At 44.7% G+C, this 15,297-nt stretch carries 13 protein-coding genes and 1 other annotated feature; of the genes, 12 read left to right on the top strand and 1 reads right to left on the bottom strand.

The window, feature by feature from the left end; translation table 11 throughout:
• The 5 genes from AC6HZ4_RS22685 (at nt 1) to ysxE (ending at nt 5,608) form a co-directional block, all read left to right on the top strand.
• On the top strand, nt 1-765 hold the full coding sequence (locus AC6HZ4_RS22685; RefSeq protein WP_497492076.1) for a uroporphyrinogen-III synthase: 765 nt from the start codon (nt 1-3) through the stop codon (nt 763-765).
• A gap of 36 nt (nt 766-801) precedes the next feature.
• Nucleotides 802-1,794, top strand: coding sequence for a porphobilinogen synthase (hemB, locus tag AC6HZ4_RS22680; protein ID WP_497495812.1), 993 nt, complete (start codon nt 802-804; stop codon nt 1,792-1,794).
• Nucleotides 1,791-3,080 carry a glutamate-1-semialdehyde 2,1-aminomutase gene (gene hemL / locus AC6HZ4_RS22675; protein WP_497492075.1) on the top strand — a complete coding sequence of 430 codons (1,290 nt, stop codon included), beginning with the start codon at nt 1,791-1,793 and terminating at the stop codon, nt 3,078-3,080. Before hemB ends, hemL begins: the two co-directional genes overlap by 4 nt.
• 352 nt (nt 3,081-3,432) lie before the next feature.
• Nucleotides 3,433-4,359 (top strand): stage VI sporulation protein D, encoded by a 927-nt coding sequence (gene spoVID / locus AC6HZ4_RS22670; RefSeq protein WP_497492074.1) that lies wholly within the window; start codon nt 3,433-3,435, stop codon nt 4,357-4,359.
• 205 nt (nt 4,360-4,564) lie between these two features.
• Nucleotides 4,565-5,608 (top strand): spore coat protein YsxE, encoded by a 1,044-nt coding sequence (gene ysxE / locus AC6HZ4_RS22665; protein ID WP_497492073.1) that lies wholly within the window; start codon nt 4,565-4,567, stop codon nt 5,606-5,608.
• Between the two features lie 99 nt (nt 5,609-5,707).
• Here the strand turns inward: ysxE and AC6HZ4_RS22660 are convergent, their stop codons facing one another.
• The gene (locus tag AC6HZ4_RS22660) at nt 5,708-5,902 is read right to left on the bottom strand and encodes a YszA family small membrane protein (protein WP_497492072.1); all 195 of its coding nucleotides are present in this window, start codon (nt 5,900-5,902) and stop codon (nt 5,708-5,710) included.
• 168 nt (nt 5,903-6,070) lie between these two features.
• Nucleotides 6,071-6,294, top strand: a binding site (T-box leader).
• A 41-nt stretch (nt 6,295-6,335) separates the two neighbouring features.
• On the opposite strand from AC6HZ4_RS22660, the gene AC6HZ4_RS22655 reads away from it, so the two are divergent.
• From AC6HZ4_RS22655 to mreC, 7 genes are all read left to right on the top strand, one after another.
• The gene (locus tag AC6HZ4_RS22655) at nt 6,336-8,978 is read left to right on the top strand and encodes a valine--tRNA ligase (RefSeq protein ID WP_497492071.1); all 2,643 of its coding nucleotides are present in this window, start codon (nt 6,336-6,338) and stop codon (nt 8,976-8,978) included.
• A 67-nt stretch (nt 8,979-9,045) separates the two neighbouring features.
• The gene (locus AC6HZ4_RS22650; RefSeq protein ID WP_497492070.1) at nt 9,046-10,341 is read left to right on the top strand and encodes a bifunctional folylpolyglutamate synthase/dihydrofolate synthase; all 1,296 of its coding nucleotides are present in this window, start codon (nt 9,046-9,048) and stop codon (nt 10,339-10,341) included.
• A 507-nt stretch (nt 10,342-10,848) separates the two neighbouring features.
• Complete coding sequence (locus AC6HZ4_RS22645; protein ID WP_497492069.1) at nt 10,849-11,820, top strand: hypothetical protein; 972 nt, start codon at nt 10,849-10,851, stop codon at nt 11,818-11,820.
• 163 nt (nt 11,821-11,983) lie between these two features.
• The gene (locus AC6HZ4_RS22640; protein ID WP_497492067.1) at nt 11,984-12,541 is read left to right on the top strand and encodes a Maf family protein; all 558 of its coding nucleotides are present in this window, start codon (nt 11,984-11,986) and stop codon (nt 12,539-12,541) included.
• Between the two features lie 10 nt (nt 12,542-12,551).
• Nucleotides 12,552-13,235, top strand: coding sequence for a RadC family protein (gene radC, locus AC6HZ4_RS22635; protein WP_497492066.1), 684 nt, complete (start codon nt 12,552-12,554; stop codon nt 13,233-13,235).
• 158 nt (nt 13,236-13,393) lie between these two features.
• A complete protein-coding gene (locus tag AC6HZ4_RS22630; RefSeq protein WP_497492065.1) occupies nt 13,394-14,413 on the top strand; it encodes a rod shape-determining protein in 1,020 nt (339 codons plus the stop codon).
• Between the two features lie 16 nt (nt 14,414-14,429).
• Entirely contained in the window at nt 14,430-15,290 is an 861-nt protein-coding gene (gene mreC / locus AC6HZ4_RS22625; RefSeq protein ID WP_497492063.1) for a rod shape-determining protein MreC, read from the top strand.
• Nucleotides 15,291-15,297: the final 7 nt, after the last annotated feature.

Below are 15,297 nucleotides of genomic sequence, written 5' to 3'. Positions count from 1 at the left end.
ATGAGTACTCTTGCTCCTCTTTCTCATATCTCCGTTTTAATTATGAGGGCGGAGGTACAAGCGAAGGAAATGGCGGAGGCTGTTCGCAGCCGCGGCGGTATTCCGATTGAAATACCGCTACTGCAGATTGAGCCTTCTGTCATGCAGCTAGTAAGACCTCTGGATGAGTATGCTTGGATTATCTTTACAAGCAAGAACGGTGTTCGTTTTTTTCTTGAAGGAATCGGCATGAGTGGAATTCCGGCCTCTGTCAAGCTTGCGGCTGTCGGAGAAAAAACAAAACGTGCGCTTGAAGAGCACGGCTATCACGTGCATTTTATGCCGGAAAAGTTCGCAGCTGAGGTGTTTGCGAAAGAGTTCACGCCGCTTGTTCAGCAGGGAGAGCGTGTGTTGTTTCCAAAGGGAAATCTAGCGCGAGATGTGATTCCGAATGAACTGCGTGCAAAGCATATTCTTCTTGATGAGATTATTGTATATGAGACAAGACGCAATGAAGCAGCTAAGGATCTGTTGACAGAGGTGCTATGCTCTGGAAAGGCAGATGTTTTGACCTTTACGAGCCCATCGACTGTTTTACATTTTGCAGCTTTGCTTGAGGAAACAAATTGGAGAGAATGGACGAAACGTTGTACAATTGCTTGTATAGGGCCAATTACAGGGCAAGCGGCTCTAGCGTATTTTCCTTCTGTTCTCGTCCCTGATACATATACGATCGAAGGCTTACTGCAAAGCTTAGAGAAACATTTTGCAAACGGGATACAATAGGAAGAGAAACTGAAAATGAATGGGAGATGGAAAGCGATGAAGCATTTGCAATTTCAGCGTCACCGCCGCCTGCGGCAAACAGCAAATATGCGTGCGCTCGTTAGAGAAACGCACTTGCATACAGAGGATTTTATTTATCCAATTTTCGTTGTAGAAGGAGAAAACAAGCGTAATCCAGTTGCTTCTATGCCAGGAGTGGAGCAGCTTTCGTTAGATCTTCTGAATGAGGAGATACAAGAAGCAGTAGATTTAGGAATCAAGTCTATTATCGTGTTTGGTGTTCCGAATGAAAAGGACGAGGTTGGCTCTTCTGCATACTGCGATAATGGAATCGTCCAAAAGGCAATCTCTCAGGTGAAGGAGCAATTTCCAGAGCTTGTTGTCATTGCCGATACATGCTTATGTCAATTTACAAGCCACGGTCATTGCGGAGTCATTGAAAATGGTGTAATCGTGAATGACGAATCATTAGAGCTGCTAGCTAAAACAGCGGTCAGCCAGGCAAAAGCAGGAGCTGATATTATTGCACCTTCCAATATGATGGATGGATTTGTGGCGGCCATTCGTCATGCACTTGATGAGAATGGTTTTTCGCATGTGCCAATTATGTCATATGCTGTGAAATTCTCGTCTGCTCACTACGGTCCATTCCGCGACGCAGCCCACAGTTCACCGAAGTTCGGAGATCGGAAAGCGTATCAAATGGATCCAGCTAACCGTTTGGAAGCATTGCGTGAGGCGGAATCAGATGTGTTAGAGGGAGCTGATTTCCTCATGGTGAAGCCGGCCCTTTCTTATTTGGACATTATTCGTGATGTGAAAAATAATTTTAACTTGCCGATAGTTGCCTATAACGTAAGCGGTGAGTATGCAATGGTCAAAGCAGCTGCGCAAAACGGTTGGATTAACGAACGTGAAATCGTGCTCGAGCAGCTCATTAGCATGAAGCGTGCAGGAGCTGATTTAATTCTTACGTATTTTGCAAAGGATGCAGCAAGATGGCTGAAGGAAGGGGACGTTAGCAAATGAGAAGCTTTGACAAATCAATTGAAGCCTTTCAAGAGGCGAAACGTCTTATGCCCGGAGGTGTAAACAGCCCGGTGCGGGCCTTTAAATCGGTAGGCATGAATCCGATTTTTATGGAGCATGGTAAAGGCTCGAAGGTATATGACCTTGATGGCAATGAATACATTGACTATGTGCTATCATGGGGACCGCTTATTCACGGCCATGCAAACGACAGGGTAGTAGAAGCGCTAAAACGCGTTGCCGAAAAGGGTACAAGCTTTGGAGCACCGACTGCAATTGAAAGTGAGCTTGCAAAGCTTGTAATTGAGCGTGTTCCATCGGTAGAAGTTGTGCGGATGGTGAACTCTGGAACAGAGGCGACAATGAGTGCGCTGCGTCTTGCGCGCGGTTATACAGGCCGAAATAAAATTGTAAAATTTGAAGGCTGCTACCATGGCCATGGGGATTCCTTGTTGATTAAAGCCGGCTCAGGTGTAGCTACGCTTGGTTTGCCGGACAGTCCTGGTGTGCCCGAGGGGGTAGCTAGCAACACAATTACAGTTCCATATAATGATTTGGAAAGCTTGCGCGTGGCATTTAAGCAATATGGCGATGATATTGCAGCTGTAATTGTAGAGCCTGTAGCTGGTAACATGGGAGTTGTCCCGCCGCTTCCTGGCTTTTTGGAGGGGCTGCGCAGCATAACAAAGGATCATGGTGCTTTGCTTATTTTTGATGAGGTTATGACAGGTTTCCGCGTTGGTTATCAGTGCGGTCAAGGCTACTTTGGTGTAACGCCGGATCTTACATGTCTTGGGAAGGTAATTGGGGGCGGATTGCCGGTCGGAGCGTACGGCGGCAGAGCGGACATTATGGAGCGCATTGCGCCAAGCGGCCCGATTTATCAGGCAGGAACATTATCGGGCAACCCGCTTGCGATGACAGCAGGCTACGAAACATTGATTCAGTTAACGCCAGACTCTTATCGAGAGTTTGAACGAAAAGCGGAATTGCTAGAGAACGGCTTGAGAGCAGCGGCTGAAACATATGATATCCCGCATTGCATTAACCGTGTAGGTTCAATGGTCGGCTTCTTCTTTACAAATGAAAAAGTTGTTGATTACGAAACAGCAAAAACATCGAATCTGCAGTATTTCTCCGCGTATTATCGCGAAATGATCGAGCAGGGTGTATTCCTTCCTCCGTCCCAATTTGAAGGACTATTCTTATCGACTACACACAGTGATGAGGATATTGACAAAACAATTCAAGCAGCGACAATTGCATTTTCTAAGCTGAAGGGTTGAGAAAAAGGAGCTAACCTAACGTCTGCTGAAGGCGCATTAGGTTAGCTCCTTTTGTTTAAAGATACGTATAGCTCTAGTCCGCGTCCCGCTTCTGTCTTCAGAATAACCTCCCGCGCAAAGGGCAAAAAGCGCCTTGTACGCAGGAGAATATATGGAAATCTTCGATGAATCAACTTTTCCCGAATCGTGCATTTTGTGCTAAGGTTGTGCTTCCGCAGGAGCAAGGGAGCTGTGCCCGCTTTCCGCCGCTTGTTTACTCAAAAATCTCACCCCATTTTTTTTCTTTATCATAAAACATACATTTTGCACATAAACCTGTAATGTCATAGACGTTTGAGAGGGGGAACTCGAAGTGGCAGCAGATAACCAAACATCACTTAGCTTTTCCTTAAAAGAAACGGTATGGTTCCAAAAGGGACAGGAAGTCGAGCAGTTACTTTCCATTGCGCTTGATCCGGATATCATGATACAGGATAGAGATTATGAAATCGTTGTGAAAGGGCAATTGCAGCTGACAGGAGAATATATTCCACAGGACAGTGAAGAAGCATCCTTCTCATTGCGTGAGCTATCTCCTGTACGCACGGTAGATTATGTGTATGTGCGGGAGGATGGAGTAAATGAATTATCGCATTCGTTTCCTTTAGAGATTTCTATTCCGCGCTCTCGTGTGAAACAGGCGGATGATTTATATGTAGAGATTGAAATGTTTGATTATGAACTTCCTGAAAAGGGCTGCTTACAGCTTCTTGCAGATATTGCGATCTATGGATTAGCTGATCAGACAATTGCAGAGGAGCAGCTAGAGGAACGAGTAGAAGAACAGGGGGAATTAGAAGAGCAGTATGCTGCTCCTGCCTTTGTTCAGGAGGAAGAGGATGTCTTTGAGCCTTTTGAATTTGAGGTGCGTAAAGAGCCTGTACTAGAGGAAGAATTGCACAAGGAAGAGCCGGTCATGCAGGTTGAACTGTTTGGCCGTGCCGAGCAGGCGAAGCAGCAGCCTGTTCCTGAAGAGAGCAAAGAGGAAGAGTTTGCGTATTCTAGCCGTGATGAAAATGCATTATATTTAACAAGATTGTTTGGAAAGAATCAGGAAGAGCAGTTTACAAAGCTGCGTATGTATTTTGTACAAACGGGTGATACGGTCGAATCGATTGCAGAGCGGTACGATACAAATCTTCAGCACCTCGCGCGTATAAATCAGCTGGATGATTTATACGTATCACAAGGCCAGGTCTTATATGTTCCGGTGTCAAAAACGAAATCTAAATCATCATGATGCTGATGAGCGTGAGGGAGTCTTTTATCTACGAAATTTCTCAAGAGACGCTGTCTAGCTTCCACGGCCTGCTCCCTGTGAGGAAAGATCTCCGCCTGCTGAGGCAAAAAGTGCCTCAATATGCGGAGAACTGTCTCCTTCGGGAGCAGGGCGGACCGCGTCCGCTTTTCTTACGCCTATTCTGTTAGAAAGGGTCGTTCATCGTATGGAAACTGCAGTGAGAGAGCAATATGAACCTCTTTTGCAAATGTACCGCTTAAATCCAGAACATTTAGAAGAGCATGGAAGCGTATTGAAGGTTTATACGAATCAGGGACCTTATGCGTTGAAAAAGCTGAGCCCGAGCCGACTCGAAAGGAGCAACTTTGTACATCATCTTCGCTATCTTTCAGAGAAGGGATTCACCAATTATGCACCTGTGTATCATGCAAGTGACGGAGAGTATTTCTTATCGGACGGACAAAATCAGTATTATTTAATGCCTTGGCTTGACGGCGCGGAACAAAAGGGTGAGGAGAACGACCATTATCATCAGATGTTTCAAGCGCTTGCTGCCATGCACCAAAAGACAGTACGAGAAGAAAAGATTACAGAGGAAATCATTGAAAATCATTATAACATGCTGTCAGGGCGTTGGGAGCAGGAACGTGATATGCTCGATACATTCTTGACGCAATCTGAAGCAAAGTGGTATATGTCTCCATTAGAGCTGCAATATTGCACGTATTACCATCATATTTTACGTGCGCATGAGTTTGCTACAAGGCAGCTGGAGGAATGGCAGGAGCTTATGAAGGAGAAGGAAACCACCCGAATCTCTTTAATTCATGGAAACGTGTCTCAAAGTCATTTTTTATTTGATCATGAGCGAAACGGCTATTTTATTAGCTTGGAAAATTCGCAGTTTTCCACGCCAGTACAGGATCTTGTGCAATTTTACACTCGTTCGTTTAACACATATCCCATTGCAAGAAATGACCGCTACGAATGGTATCAAATTTATCAAAAACAGTTTCCTTATACGAAGGAAGAAAAGAAGCTGATGCTTGCCTATCTTGCTTACCCACAAAACTTCATCAGGCAAATTGCCCGCTACGTAAAAAGCGGGGAGCAGCGGGATGAACGAAATGAATTGCAGTATGTGAGGCATCTTCAGCAAAGCCATTGGCTTGTGAGCAATACCGAGCACTTCGTATCGCAAATTCAAGCGGCGGAGCATCAAGCAGAGCAAAATCAGCAGCAAACATAAAACCTCTCCAGAACCGGAGAGGTTTTATGTTTGCCAAAATGCAATGGTACAAGATACATGGCTATAAATTCATGCTGCTCCCGCACCCTGTCAATGGGCCTATGCTTGAAAATGTGTTTTAATCGTTAATCCAATAAAGACAATTAATAATATAAAATCTAAAAGTGTTGGAAAGAGCAGTGTTCGAATAGCTTGAAAGACTGTGAGCGGAATAACGAAGTCGTATAGCATTGTTTGAACATTCCGCATCCAGCTCGGCGTTGCAAAATTATAAGTACGTTTAAAGCGTCGCATTATACATTCCTCCGAAAAAACGGTTTGTAGTACCATATGCAGGGCAAATACCCTGTGTGCGCCTTGTGCACTTTTTTCTAATTTCCTGCATATATTACAAAAAACTTGGCAAAGCTTATTGACGATTACAGTTTCTTTTTTTAGACTATAGTTTGTATAAGAAAATAACAAAATGCTTGGATAGGGAAGAGTACGATGTGTTTGCATCTTTCAGAGAGAGAAATCAGTAGCTGCGAGATTTCTTAGATGACAGTGTCGGAAGGTCGCCCTTGAGCTGCTTCTTTGAATATGTAGTAGAGGAAGTCGGGTGTAACCCGTTACCAAATGAAGTGTGCAAGCTTTTGCTTGCAAAAAAAGGTGGTACCGCGAATATAACTCCATTCGTCCTTTTCTGGATGAGTGGAGTTTTTTATTTTGAGAAGGAGGAGTTTGTATGACGAATACGGATAATAATTTGCCAACAAAATACGACCATAAATCCGTAGAAGAAGGACGCTATGAATGGTGGCTTGCAGGAAAATATTTTGAAGCGAAGGGGGAGGCTGAGAAGCAGCCGTACACAATCGTGATTCCGCCGCCGAATGTAACGGGTAAGCTTCATTTAGGGCATGCATGGGATACGACACTTCAGGATATTTTAACGCGTGCAAAGAGGCTGCAGGGCTATGATGTATTATGGCTTCCTGGCATGGACCATGCCGGCATTGCTACGCAAGCAAAGGTAGAAGCAAAGCTGCGTGAAGAAGGTGTAACACGCTACGATCTTGGACGTGAAAAGTTCTTGGAAAAGGCATGGGAGTGGAAGGAAGAGTACGCATCCCATATTCGTGCGCAATGGGCTAAGATCGGCTTAGGTCTTGATTATTCCCGCGAACGTTTTACGCTGGATGAAGGATTATCCGAAGCGGTGCGACATGTATTTGTTTCTTTATATAAAAAGGGACTCATTTACCGCGGCGAATATATTATCAACTGGGATCCGGCAACGCGAACGGCTTTGTCTGATATTGAGGTTATTTATAAGGATGTACAAGGTGCGTTTTATCATATGCGCTATCCGCTTTCTGATGGCTCCGGTTATATTCAAATTGCAACGACTCGTCCGGAAACGATGCTAGGTGATACAGCCATTGCCGTTCACCCGGAAGATGAGCGCTACAAGCATTTAATCGGCAAAACTGCGGTTCTTCCAATTGTGGGCCGTGAAATCCCGATTGTCGGTGACGATTATGTGGATATGGAATTTGGCTCCGGTGCTGTCAAAATCACTCCGGCCCATGACCCGAACGATTTTGAGATCGGAAATCGCCATAACCTGCCGCGTATTCTTGTGATGAATGAGGACGGTACAATGAATGCGAATGCCGGAGTGTATCAAGGGATGGATCGCTTCGAGTGCCGCAAGCAGCTTGTAAAGGATTTGCAGGAGCAAGGTGTGCTTGTCAAAATTGAAGAGCACACGCATTCTGTTGGCCATAGCGAGCGCAGTGGCGTAGTGGTAGAGCCGTATTTGTCCACGCAATGGTTTGTGAAAATGCAGCCGTTAGCTGATGCGGCAATCGAGCTTCAGCAACAGGAGGAAAAGGTAAACTTTGTACCAGAGCGCTTTGAGAAAACATATCTGCACTGGATGGAAAACATCCGTGATTGGTGTATTTCCCGTCAGCTTTGGTGGGGGCACCGCATTCCGGCTTGGTATCATAAAGAAACAGGTGAAGTGTATGTAGATACGAAACCGCCTGCTGATCTTGAAAATTGGGAGCAGGATAACGACGTTCTCGATACTTGGTTCAGCTCAGCGCTTTGGCCGTTCTCGACGCTTGGCTGGCCGAACACAGACTCTGAAGACTTTAAGCGTTATTACTCAACGGATGTGCTTGTAACAGGCTACGACATTATTTTCTTTTGGGTATCGCGCATGATTTTCCAGGGTCTGGAGTTTACGAATCAGCGCCCGTTCAAGGATGTGCTGATCCACGGCTTAGTTCGTGATGCGCAAGGCCGCAAGATGAGTAAATCGCTTGGCAACGGGGTAGATCCAATGGATGTGATCGAGCAATATGGAGCTGACTCTCTTCGATTCTTCCTATCTACAGGAAGCGCACCAGGTCAAGACTTACGTTTTAGCATCGAAAAGGTAGAGTCTACTTGGAACTTTATCAATAAGATTTGGAACGCATCCCGTTTCGTGTTAATGAACATGAATGGTATGACATATCAAGAACTAGATTTGACGGGCGAGATGTCTGTTGCTGATAAATGGATTTTAACGCGCTTTAATGAAACAATTGAGAGCGTGACGAAAAATCTTGATAAATATGAGCTCGGCGAGGTAGGTCGCGCACTGTACAACTTCATTTGGGATGACTTCTGTGATTGGTACATTGAAATGGCGAAGCTTCCGCTTTACGGTGAAGAGGAAGCAGCAAAGAAAACAACCCGTTCTGTATTGGCGTATGTACTTGAAGGAACGATGAAGCTGCTTCATCCGTTTATGCCGTTTGTAACGGAAACAATTTGGCAGCATCTTCCGCATGAAGGCGAATCGATTACGGTAGCGAAGTGGCCGACAATTCGCGAGGATTTAGCGGATAAGGAAGCAGCGGAGGAAATGCGCCAGCTTGTGGAAATCATTCGTTCTGTACGTAATATCCGCGCGGAGGTAAATACGCCGCTTAGCAAGAAGGTTCAACTATACATTAAGGCAAAGGACGAAGCGACGCTTGCAAGTCTAAAGAAAAATAGCTCCTACATTGAGCGTTTTTGTAACCCAAGCGAGCTCGTTATTGAAACAGATGTACAGGCGCCAGAGCAGTGTATGACAGCAGTTATCACCGGAGCAGAGCTATTCCTGCCTCTTGAAGATTTAATCAATCTAGATGAGGAAATTGCTCGTCTAGAAAAAGAGCTGAAACGCTTAGACAGTGAAGTAGAGCGTGTGCAGAAGAAGCTCAGCAACGAAGGCTTCGTGAAAAAGGCACCTGCTCAGGTAATTGAAGAAGAGCGCAAGAAGCAGCAGGACTATACAGAAAAACGTGAGGCGGTTCGTCAGCGTTTGGCAGAATTAAAGAAATAAGCTGATATGCGAACCCGGCAAGATGTGTGCGAAGCCCGGGTTCGCTTTTTTCAGAAAGGAGACTCAGATGACATACGAGGAAGCGGTAAGCTGGATTCATAACCGATTAAAGTTCGGCATCAAACCGGGCTTGGAACGGATGAACTGGATGCTTCAGCAATTGGATAATCCAGAGAGAAGGCTTAAATGCGTTCATCTTGCCGGTACAAATGGAAAAGGTTCTACACTTACATATATACGCTCGGTATTAGAGCAAGCAGAGTATAAGGTCGGTACGTTTACTTCACCGTATATTGAAAGCTTTAATGAGCGTATTAGTATAAATGGAATGCCGATTCCAAACGAGGATATTGCGGAGCTTGTACGCATCGTGAAGCCTGTCACAGAAGCTTTGGATAAAACGGAGCTTGGAGCAGCAACTGAATTTGAAGTTTTAACAGTTATGGCTTTTTATTATTTTGGCAGGATCAATCCATGCGATGTTGTTTTACTAGAAACAGGACTTGGCGGTCGTCTTGATTCGACGAATGTAATATATCCTGTGCTATCTATTATTACAACAATCGGGTATGACCATATGCATGTATTGGGAGAGACGCTTGAAGAAATCACATTAGAAAAGGCAGGCATCATTAAATCTGGTGTACCAGTTATAACCGGTGTTTCCCAACAGGAAGCACTTGCGATTATTGGGGGAGAGGCAAAGAAAAAGAGGGCGAAGGTATATACGTTTGGAGAAGAGTTTTCTGCGAGGCATACGCAATCAGCTGCGGATGGAGAAACGTTTACCTTTGAGGGTCCGTTTGGCATCATGGAAAACTTACGTATTACGATGAAGGGAATGCACCAAGTACAAAACGCTGCGCTTGCATTAATGGCGGTGTATTATTTAAAAACATATCAGTCGTTTCTTGTAGAGGAAGAGAGCATTCGTCAGGGATTAGAGAAGGCCTTTTGGCTTGGCCGCTTTGAACAGCTGTCTGATAGTCCTCCCATTGTGATTGACGGTGCCCATAATCCAGAAGGAATTGCTAGCCTTGTGCAAACGGTACAATCTCATTTTTCTGATAAACGTGTAACGATATTGTTCAGCGCACTTGGGGATAAAAAAATAGATGAAATGGTAGCAGGGCTCGAAACCATTGCAGATCGTATGGTATTCACAACCTTCGATTTTCCCCGTGCTGTTTCGCCAGAGCTATTAGCCGAGCATTGCAGGCTAGGACAAAAGGATGTCTATAAGGATTGGAAAGAAGCTGTAGACAAAATCACACCAATTCTTACGGAGGATGATTTGTTTCTTATTACAGGCTCACTCTACTTTATTTCTGAGGTTCGCAAATATGTACGAGAAAGCAGATAGCGCACGCTATCTGCTTTTTTTACACTTTAAGAAAGTATAAATTTCTAGCTAGAAGAAAATTCGACGTAGCGAGAAATTTTAGGAATAAAGTATAAGGGCAACTATGCCTCTGTCTTCGCCCAAGGGCAGGGCTCGCCAATCGGCGAGTTTTCTTTACAAGGTAAGAAAGTATAACTTTTTGCGGAGACACCGCCTTGCTCCCATGACCTGCTCCCTGTGGAGAAAGACCTCCATCCGCCGAGACAAAAAGCGCCTCACCCGGCAGAGAACTGTCCCCTTCGCAAGATGAGGAAGGGCCTTCTTGATCTAAATACCTCGAAATTACTCTCTTTCAACATCATGCTTATTCTTTTCTTTTTCTTTGTTCTGTTAAGCATTAAGTGAGAATAAACATAGAAATATGAAACAAATTGACGAAAATGATTTTCCTTCTCCTGACAAATCTCACGTTCTTTTTTAGAACAGCTGTGATACCATTCTAAAAAGTAAGAAAAAGGGGATGAAGCCATGGACAAGCGTTCTCCGAAAATCTTAATTAAAGTGAACGGCACAGAAACAAAATATAAGGAAGAGCCGGCAAAGCAAGACGCTCCATTGCAAGAGGAGTTTCAATGGGTGCTCCCTTCAGAGCAGGTTTCGCAGCATAATGTTGTACCATTTCGCGGGGGGAGTGAATCTTCAGCAGAACCAAAAAAAAGGAAAGGGCGCAGCAAGCGGACAATTATTACCGTTGGAACGGCAGTTTTGCTTGGAACGGGCTTTGGTTTCGGTGTATTACATGTATTAGACGGTACGAAAGCGGAAAAAAGCATGCCTGCAGCAGCTAGTGTATCCCCTGCACCAGCCGCTTCTGCAGAGGAGAAGAACTCCTCGGAGCAACAAGTGCAGCAGTCGGCTGCCCTAGAGGGGCTTACTGTGTATGTTATACAAGGGAGTGTATTTTCTACAGCGGAAAGAGGACAAGCGGCACTAGAGGATATGAAGGCAAAGGGAGTACCGGGAGCTCTCATAACCTCCGATGGAAAAACCTTTTTGTTTATCGGTATAGCTAATGATGAAAAAGGAGCGAAGCAGCTCGCCGCTTTCTACAAGGCGAAGGGCTTCTCCGTACTAGAAAAGCAACGGGCTGTTGCGGGCAAGCAGGTACCGGCAGCGTTGAAGAAGTACGAGGGGCTGCTAATCAAAACTGAGAAGTCGCTTCGCACTCTTATTGAGCAAGCCTCAGCTGTATATACGTCGGGAAAAATCAGCAATGCACAGTGGAATGAGCTGGAAAAAAGCGTGAAGGAGCTTGCCAAGGAAGGAAAATCGGCAGAGAAGGACGACGTGAAAAAGCTGCTTACGTACGTGTCTCTTTCCTATAATGCCTTGCAGGAATATAAGGAGACAAAAGATGAGAAAACGTTTGTAAAGCTGCAGCAGCTTTTGTTGGACGGGCTGGTTTCCTATGAAACAGTTACGACAGGAAAGGGCTCGTAATGAACGGAAAGAAGAGAGAATTCTTCTTTCTTTTTTGTTTTCAAAGGATAGGCTTACAGAAATCTATGAACAAAGCGGTATTTTGTAAAATTGAGAGGAAGCTGTATATTTGATACGATACAAGCGTATCTTCCTTCTAAAACAACACAGGAAAGGTGATAGGATGAAAACCCTTATTTTAGCTTCAGCATCTCCAAGACGTAAGGAGCTGCTAGAGCTTGTGCAAATTCCATTTGAAATTTATGTGAGCGAGGTGGAGGAAAAGATTGAAGAAAACGTATCCCCAGCGGAGGTCGTGATGTCACTAGCTATGCAAAAGGCAGTGAATGTTGCGCAGCATCGCCCTCATGCTGTTGTATTGGGGGCAGACACGATTGTGACATACGGTTCACGTATGCTGGGAAAGCCAAGCAGCAAGGAAGAAGCTTTAGAAACGCTGCGCCTTTTATCAGGAAACACGCACGAGGTGTATACCGGGGTTGCGCTCGTTTCTGAGGAAAAAACCTTTACTTTTTATGAACGAACAGAGGTGACGTTTTGGGATTTATCTGAAGAGGAATTGAGGGCTTATGTTGCAACAGGGGAGCCTCTTGATAAAGCGGGCAGCTACGGCATCCAAGGAAAGGGAGCTGCGCTAGTTAAGAAAATTAACGGCGATTATTACTCTGTTGTTGGTCTTCCAGTGGCACGTATTGTGCGCGAGCTGCGATCTTTCATATAGGAGGGAAACGATGAGTGTAAACAGCATTCGCGATGTTGCAAAAGATGATCAGCCGAGGGAACGTCTATTGACGGAGGGAGCAAGCAGCTTATCTAATACAGAGCTGCTTGCTATTTTATTAAGAACAGGAACGAAGGAAGAATCTGTTTTAGCGCTTGCGGGCCGTATTTTACATCATTTTGACGGTCTGCGGATGCTAAAGGACGCAACGGTGGAGGAGCTGACAAGCATTAATGGTATTGGGATCGCGAAAGCTGCACAGCTCATCGCAGCTTTCGAGCTGGGGCGCAGAATGGTGCGGCTTGAATATAAAGAGCGTTATAGCATCCGCAGCCCGGAGGATTGCGCAAAATATATGATGGAGGAGATGCGCTTTCTGCAGCAGGAGCATTTTGTTTGTTTATATTTAAATACAAAAAACCAAGTGATGCACCGGCAAACAGTATTTATCGGCAGTTTAAATGCCTCCATAGTACATCCGCGCGAGATTTTTCGCGAAGCATTTCGCCGCTCCGCAGCCTCTATTATATGCCTTCATAATCATCCCTCCGGCGACCCGGCCCCGAGCCGTGAAGATATCGAAGTTACAAAAAGATTGGCAGAGTGCGGAAAAATTATGGGAATTGATTTGCTTGACCATATTATCATTGGAGAGCATCGTTTTGTTAGTCTAAAGGAAAAAGGTTATATTTAAGTCTATTCATTTTTTTCATTTTGTTTTATAATGTATTTTATGAGTTTTTTATAGGGTTTAGCGAACAATAAAGAAAGCTATAGATAGAAACGTATTGTTTTTAAAATATATAAATAAAATAAGGAAAGTATTTTCGTTTTGGAAAGGAAGATACACATATGTTAGGATTTGGTGGTTTTACTCGTGACCTTGGAATAGACTTAGGCACTGCGAATACGTTAGTATACGTGAAAGGAAAGGGAGTTGTTGTACGCGAGCCTTCTGTTGTGGCGATGCAGACAGATACGAAGCAAATTGTGGCGGTCGGCAACGATGCGAAGCAAATGATCGGACGTACACCAGGAAATGTTGTAGCGCTTCGCCCGATGCGAGACGGTGTAATTGCGGATTATGAAACAACAGCTACGATGATGAAATACTATATTAGGCAAGCGCAAAAATCGAACGGTTTCTTTTCGCGCAAGCCATATGTTATGGTATGTGTTCCATCAGGCATTACAGCTGTAGAGAAGCGGGCTGTAATCGATGCCACACGTCAAGCTGGTGCGCGTGATGCGTATCCTATTGAGGAGCCGTTTGCGGCAGCGATTGGTGCAAACCTTCCTGTATGGGAACCGACGGGCAGTATGGTTGTGGATATCGGCGGCGGTACGACAGAAGTAGCAATTATCTCGCTCGGCGGAATTGTAACGAGTCAATCGATTCGCGTAGCAGGCGACGAGATGGATGAAGCAATCATCCAGTATATTAAGAAAAACTATAACCTGATGATTGGTGAACGGACAGCTGAAACATTGAAGCTGGAGGTTGGTTCTGCTGGTACTGGAGAGGGCATTGAACCAATGGAGATTCGCGGACGTGACCTAATTACAGGATTGCCAAAGACGGTATTGATTAGAGCTGAGGAAATTGCAGATGCGCTGAAGGATACGGTGGCAGCTATCGTCGAATCTGTAAAGAATACGCTTGAGAAGACACCTCCTGAGCTGGCAGCAGATATTATGGACCGAGGTATTGTATTAACAGGCGGGGGTGCGTTGCTGCGTAATTTGGACAAGGTCATTAGCGACGAAACAAAAATGCCTGTGCTTGTAGCAGAAAATCCTCTTGACTGCGTGGCAATCGGAACGGGAAAAGCGCTTGATAATATCGATCTGTTTAAAACAAAACTAAGCTGATTAAGAGGGTGTAAACGTGCCGCAGTTTTTCTTAAACAAACGGTTAATCGTTTTATTAGTAAGCATTATCCTTCTTGTGGCATTAATCGGCATTTCGTTAAAAGAGAGAGAACGGCTAACATGGCCAGAGCAATTTATAAAGGATACAGTTGGAGTAATGGAACGGGCCTTGGAAAAACCCGCACACGCTGTGGCGGGTTTTTTCGAGAGTATTGAAGATATTAAACATACATATGAAGAAAACCAGCTGCTAAAGGAAAAGTTGGACGAGTATGTGAAGCTTTCAGTGGAAGTTAAGAATTTGCAGCAGGATAATGAAGAGCTCCGGGCTATTTTGGGCAAAAAAGACGCACTTCATATTTATAACCCGTTGCAGGCTACAGTCATCGGGAGAAATCCTGATAAATGGTACGACTTAGTTGCAATCGATAAGGGAGAGCAGCAAGGTGTGAAAAAGGATATGGCGGTTATTACAGAAAAAGGACTTATAGGCAAGGTAAAGAGCGTATCGCAGTTTACCTCTACTGTTGAGCTACTCAGTTCTTTAAACCGTACAAACCGTATTTCTGCCGTTGCACAGGATGATGAAAAAGTGTTTGGCTTAATTGAAGGATATGATACAGAAAAGCAGATGCTCGTATTTACAAAAATTCCGTCAGATGCACAGGTGAAAAAGGATCAGTATGTTATGACATCTGGTCTTGGCGGCATTTTCCCAAAGGGGCTTGTTATCGGACAAATTATTGATGTAACACCGGATGAGTATGGTTTAACACAAACGGCTTATGTCAAGCCTGCCGCTGATTTAAATGATATCGATCATGTTATGGTAGCGAAGCGAACGATGCCTACGGCAGAAAAAGAGTTACAGGAGTAGGGGGGGG

This window comes from Ectobacillus sp. OTK (assembly GCF_059698935.1).
This window is presented reverse-complemented; position numbering and strand designations above follow the sequence as displayed.

Excerpts from the sequence above, each read along its gene's own strand:
- hemL (WP_497492075.1), top strand. The coding sequence starts at position 1,791 with ATGAGAAGCTTTGACAAATCAATTGAAGCCTTTCAAGAGGCGAAACGT.
- AC6HZ4_RS22685 (WP_497492076.1), top strand. The coding sequence starts at position 1 with ATGAGTACTCTTGCTCCTCTTTCTCATATCTCCGTTTTAATTATGAGG.
- radC (WP_497492066.1), top strand. The coding sequence starts at position 12,552 with ATGAGTGTAAACAGCATTCGCGATGTTGCAAAAGATGATCAGCCGAGG.
- AC6HZ4_RS22660 (WP_497492072.1), bottom strand. The coding sequence starts at position 5,902 with ATGCGACGCTTTAAACGTACTTATAATTTTGCAACGCCGAGCTGGATG.
- AC6HZ4_RS22640 (WP_497492067.1), top strand. The coding sequence starts at position 11,984 with ATGAAAACCCTTATTTTAGCTTCAGCATCTCCAAGACGTAAGGAGCTG.
- AC6HZ4_RS22655 (WP_497492071.1), top strand. The coding sequence starts at position 6,336 with ATGACGAATACGGATAATAATTTGCCAACAAAATACGACCATAAATCC.
- hemB (WP_497495812.1), top strand. The coding sequence starts at position 802 with ATGAAGCATTTGCAATTTCAGCGTCACCGCCGCCTGCGGCAAACAGCA.
- AC6HZ4_RS22645 (WP_497492069.1), top strand. The coding sequence starts at position 10,849 with ATGGACAAGCGTTCTCCGAAAATCTTAATTAAAGTGAACGGCACAGAA.
- AC6HZ4_RS22630 (WP_497492065.1), top strand. The coding sequence starts at position 13,394 with ATGTTAGGATTTGGTGGTTTTACTCGTGACCTTGGAATAGACTTAGGC.
- AC6HZ4_RS22650 (WP_497492070.1), top strand. The coding sequence starts at position 9,046 with ATGACATACGAGGAAGCGGTAAGCTGGATTCATAACCGATTAAAGTTC.
- ysxE (WP_497492073.1), top strand. The coding sequence starts at position 4,565 with ATGGAAACTGCAGTGAGAGAGCAATATGAACCTCTTTTGCAAATGTAC.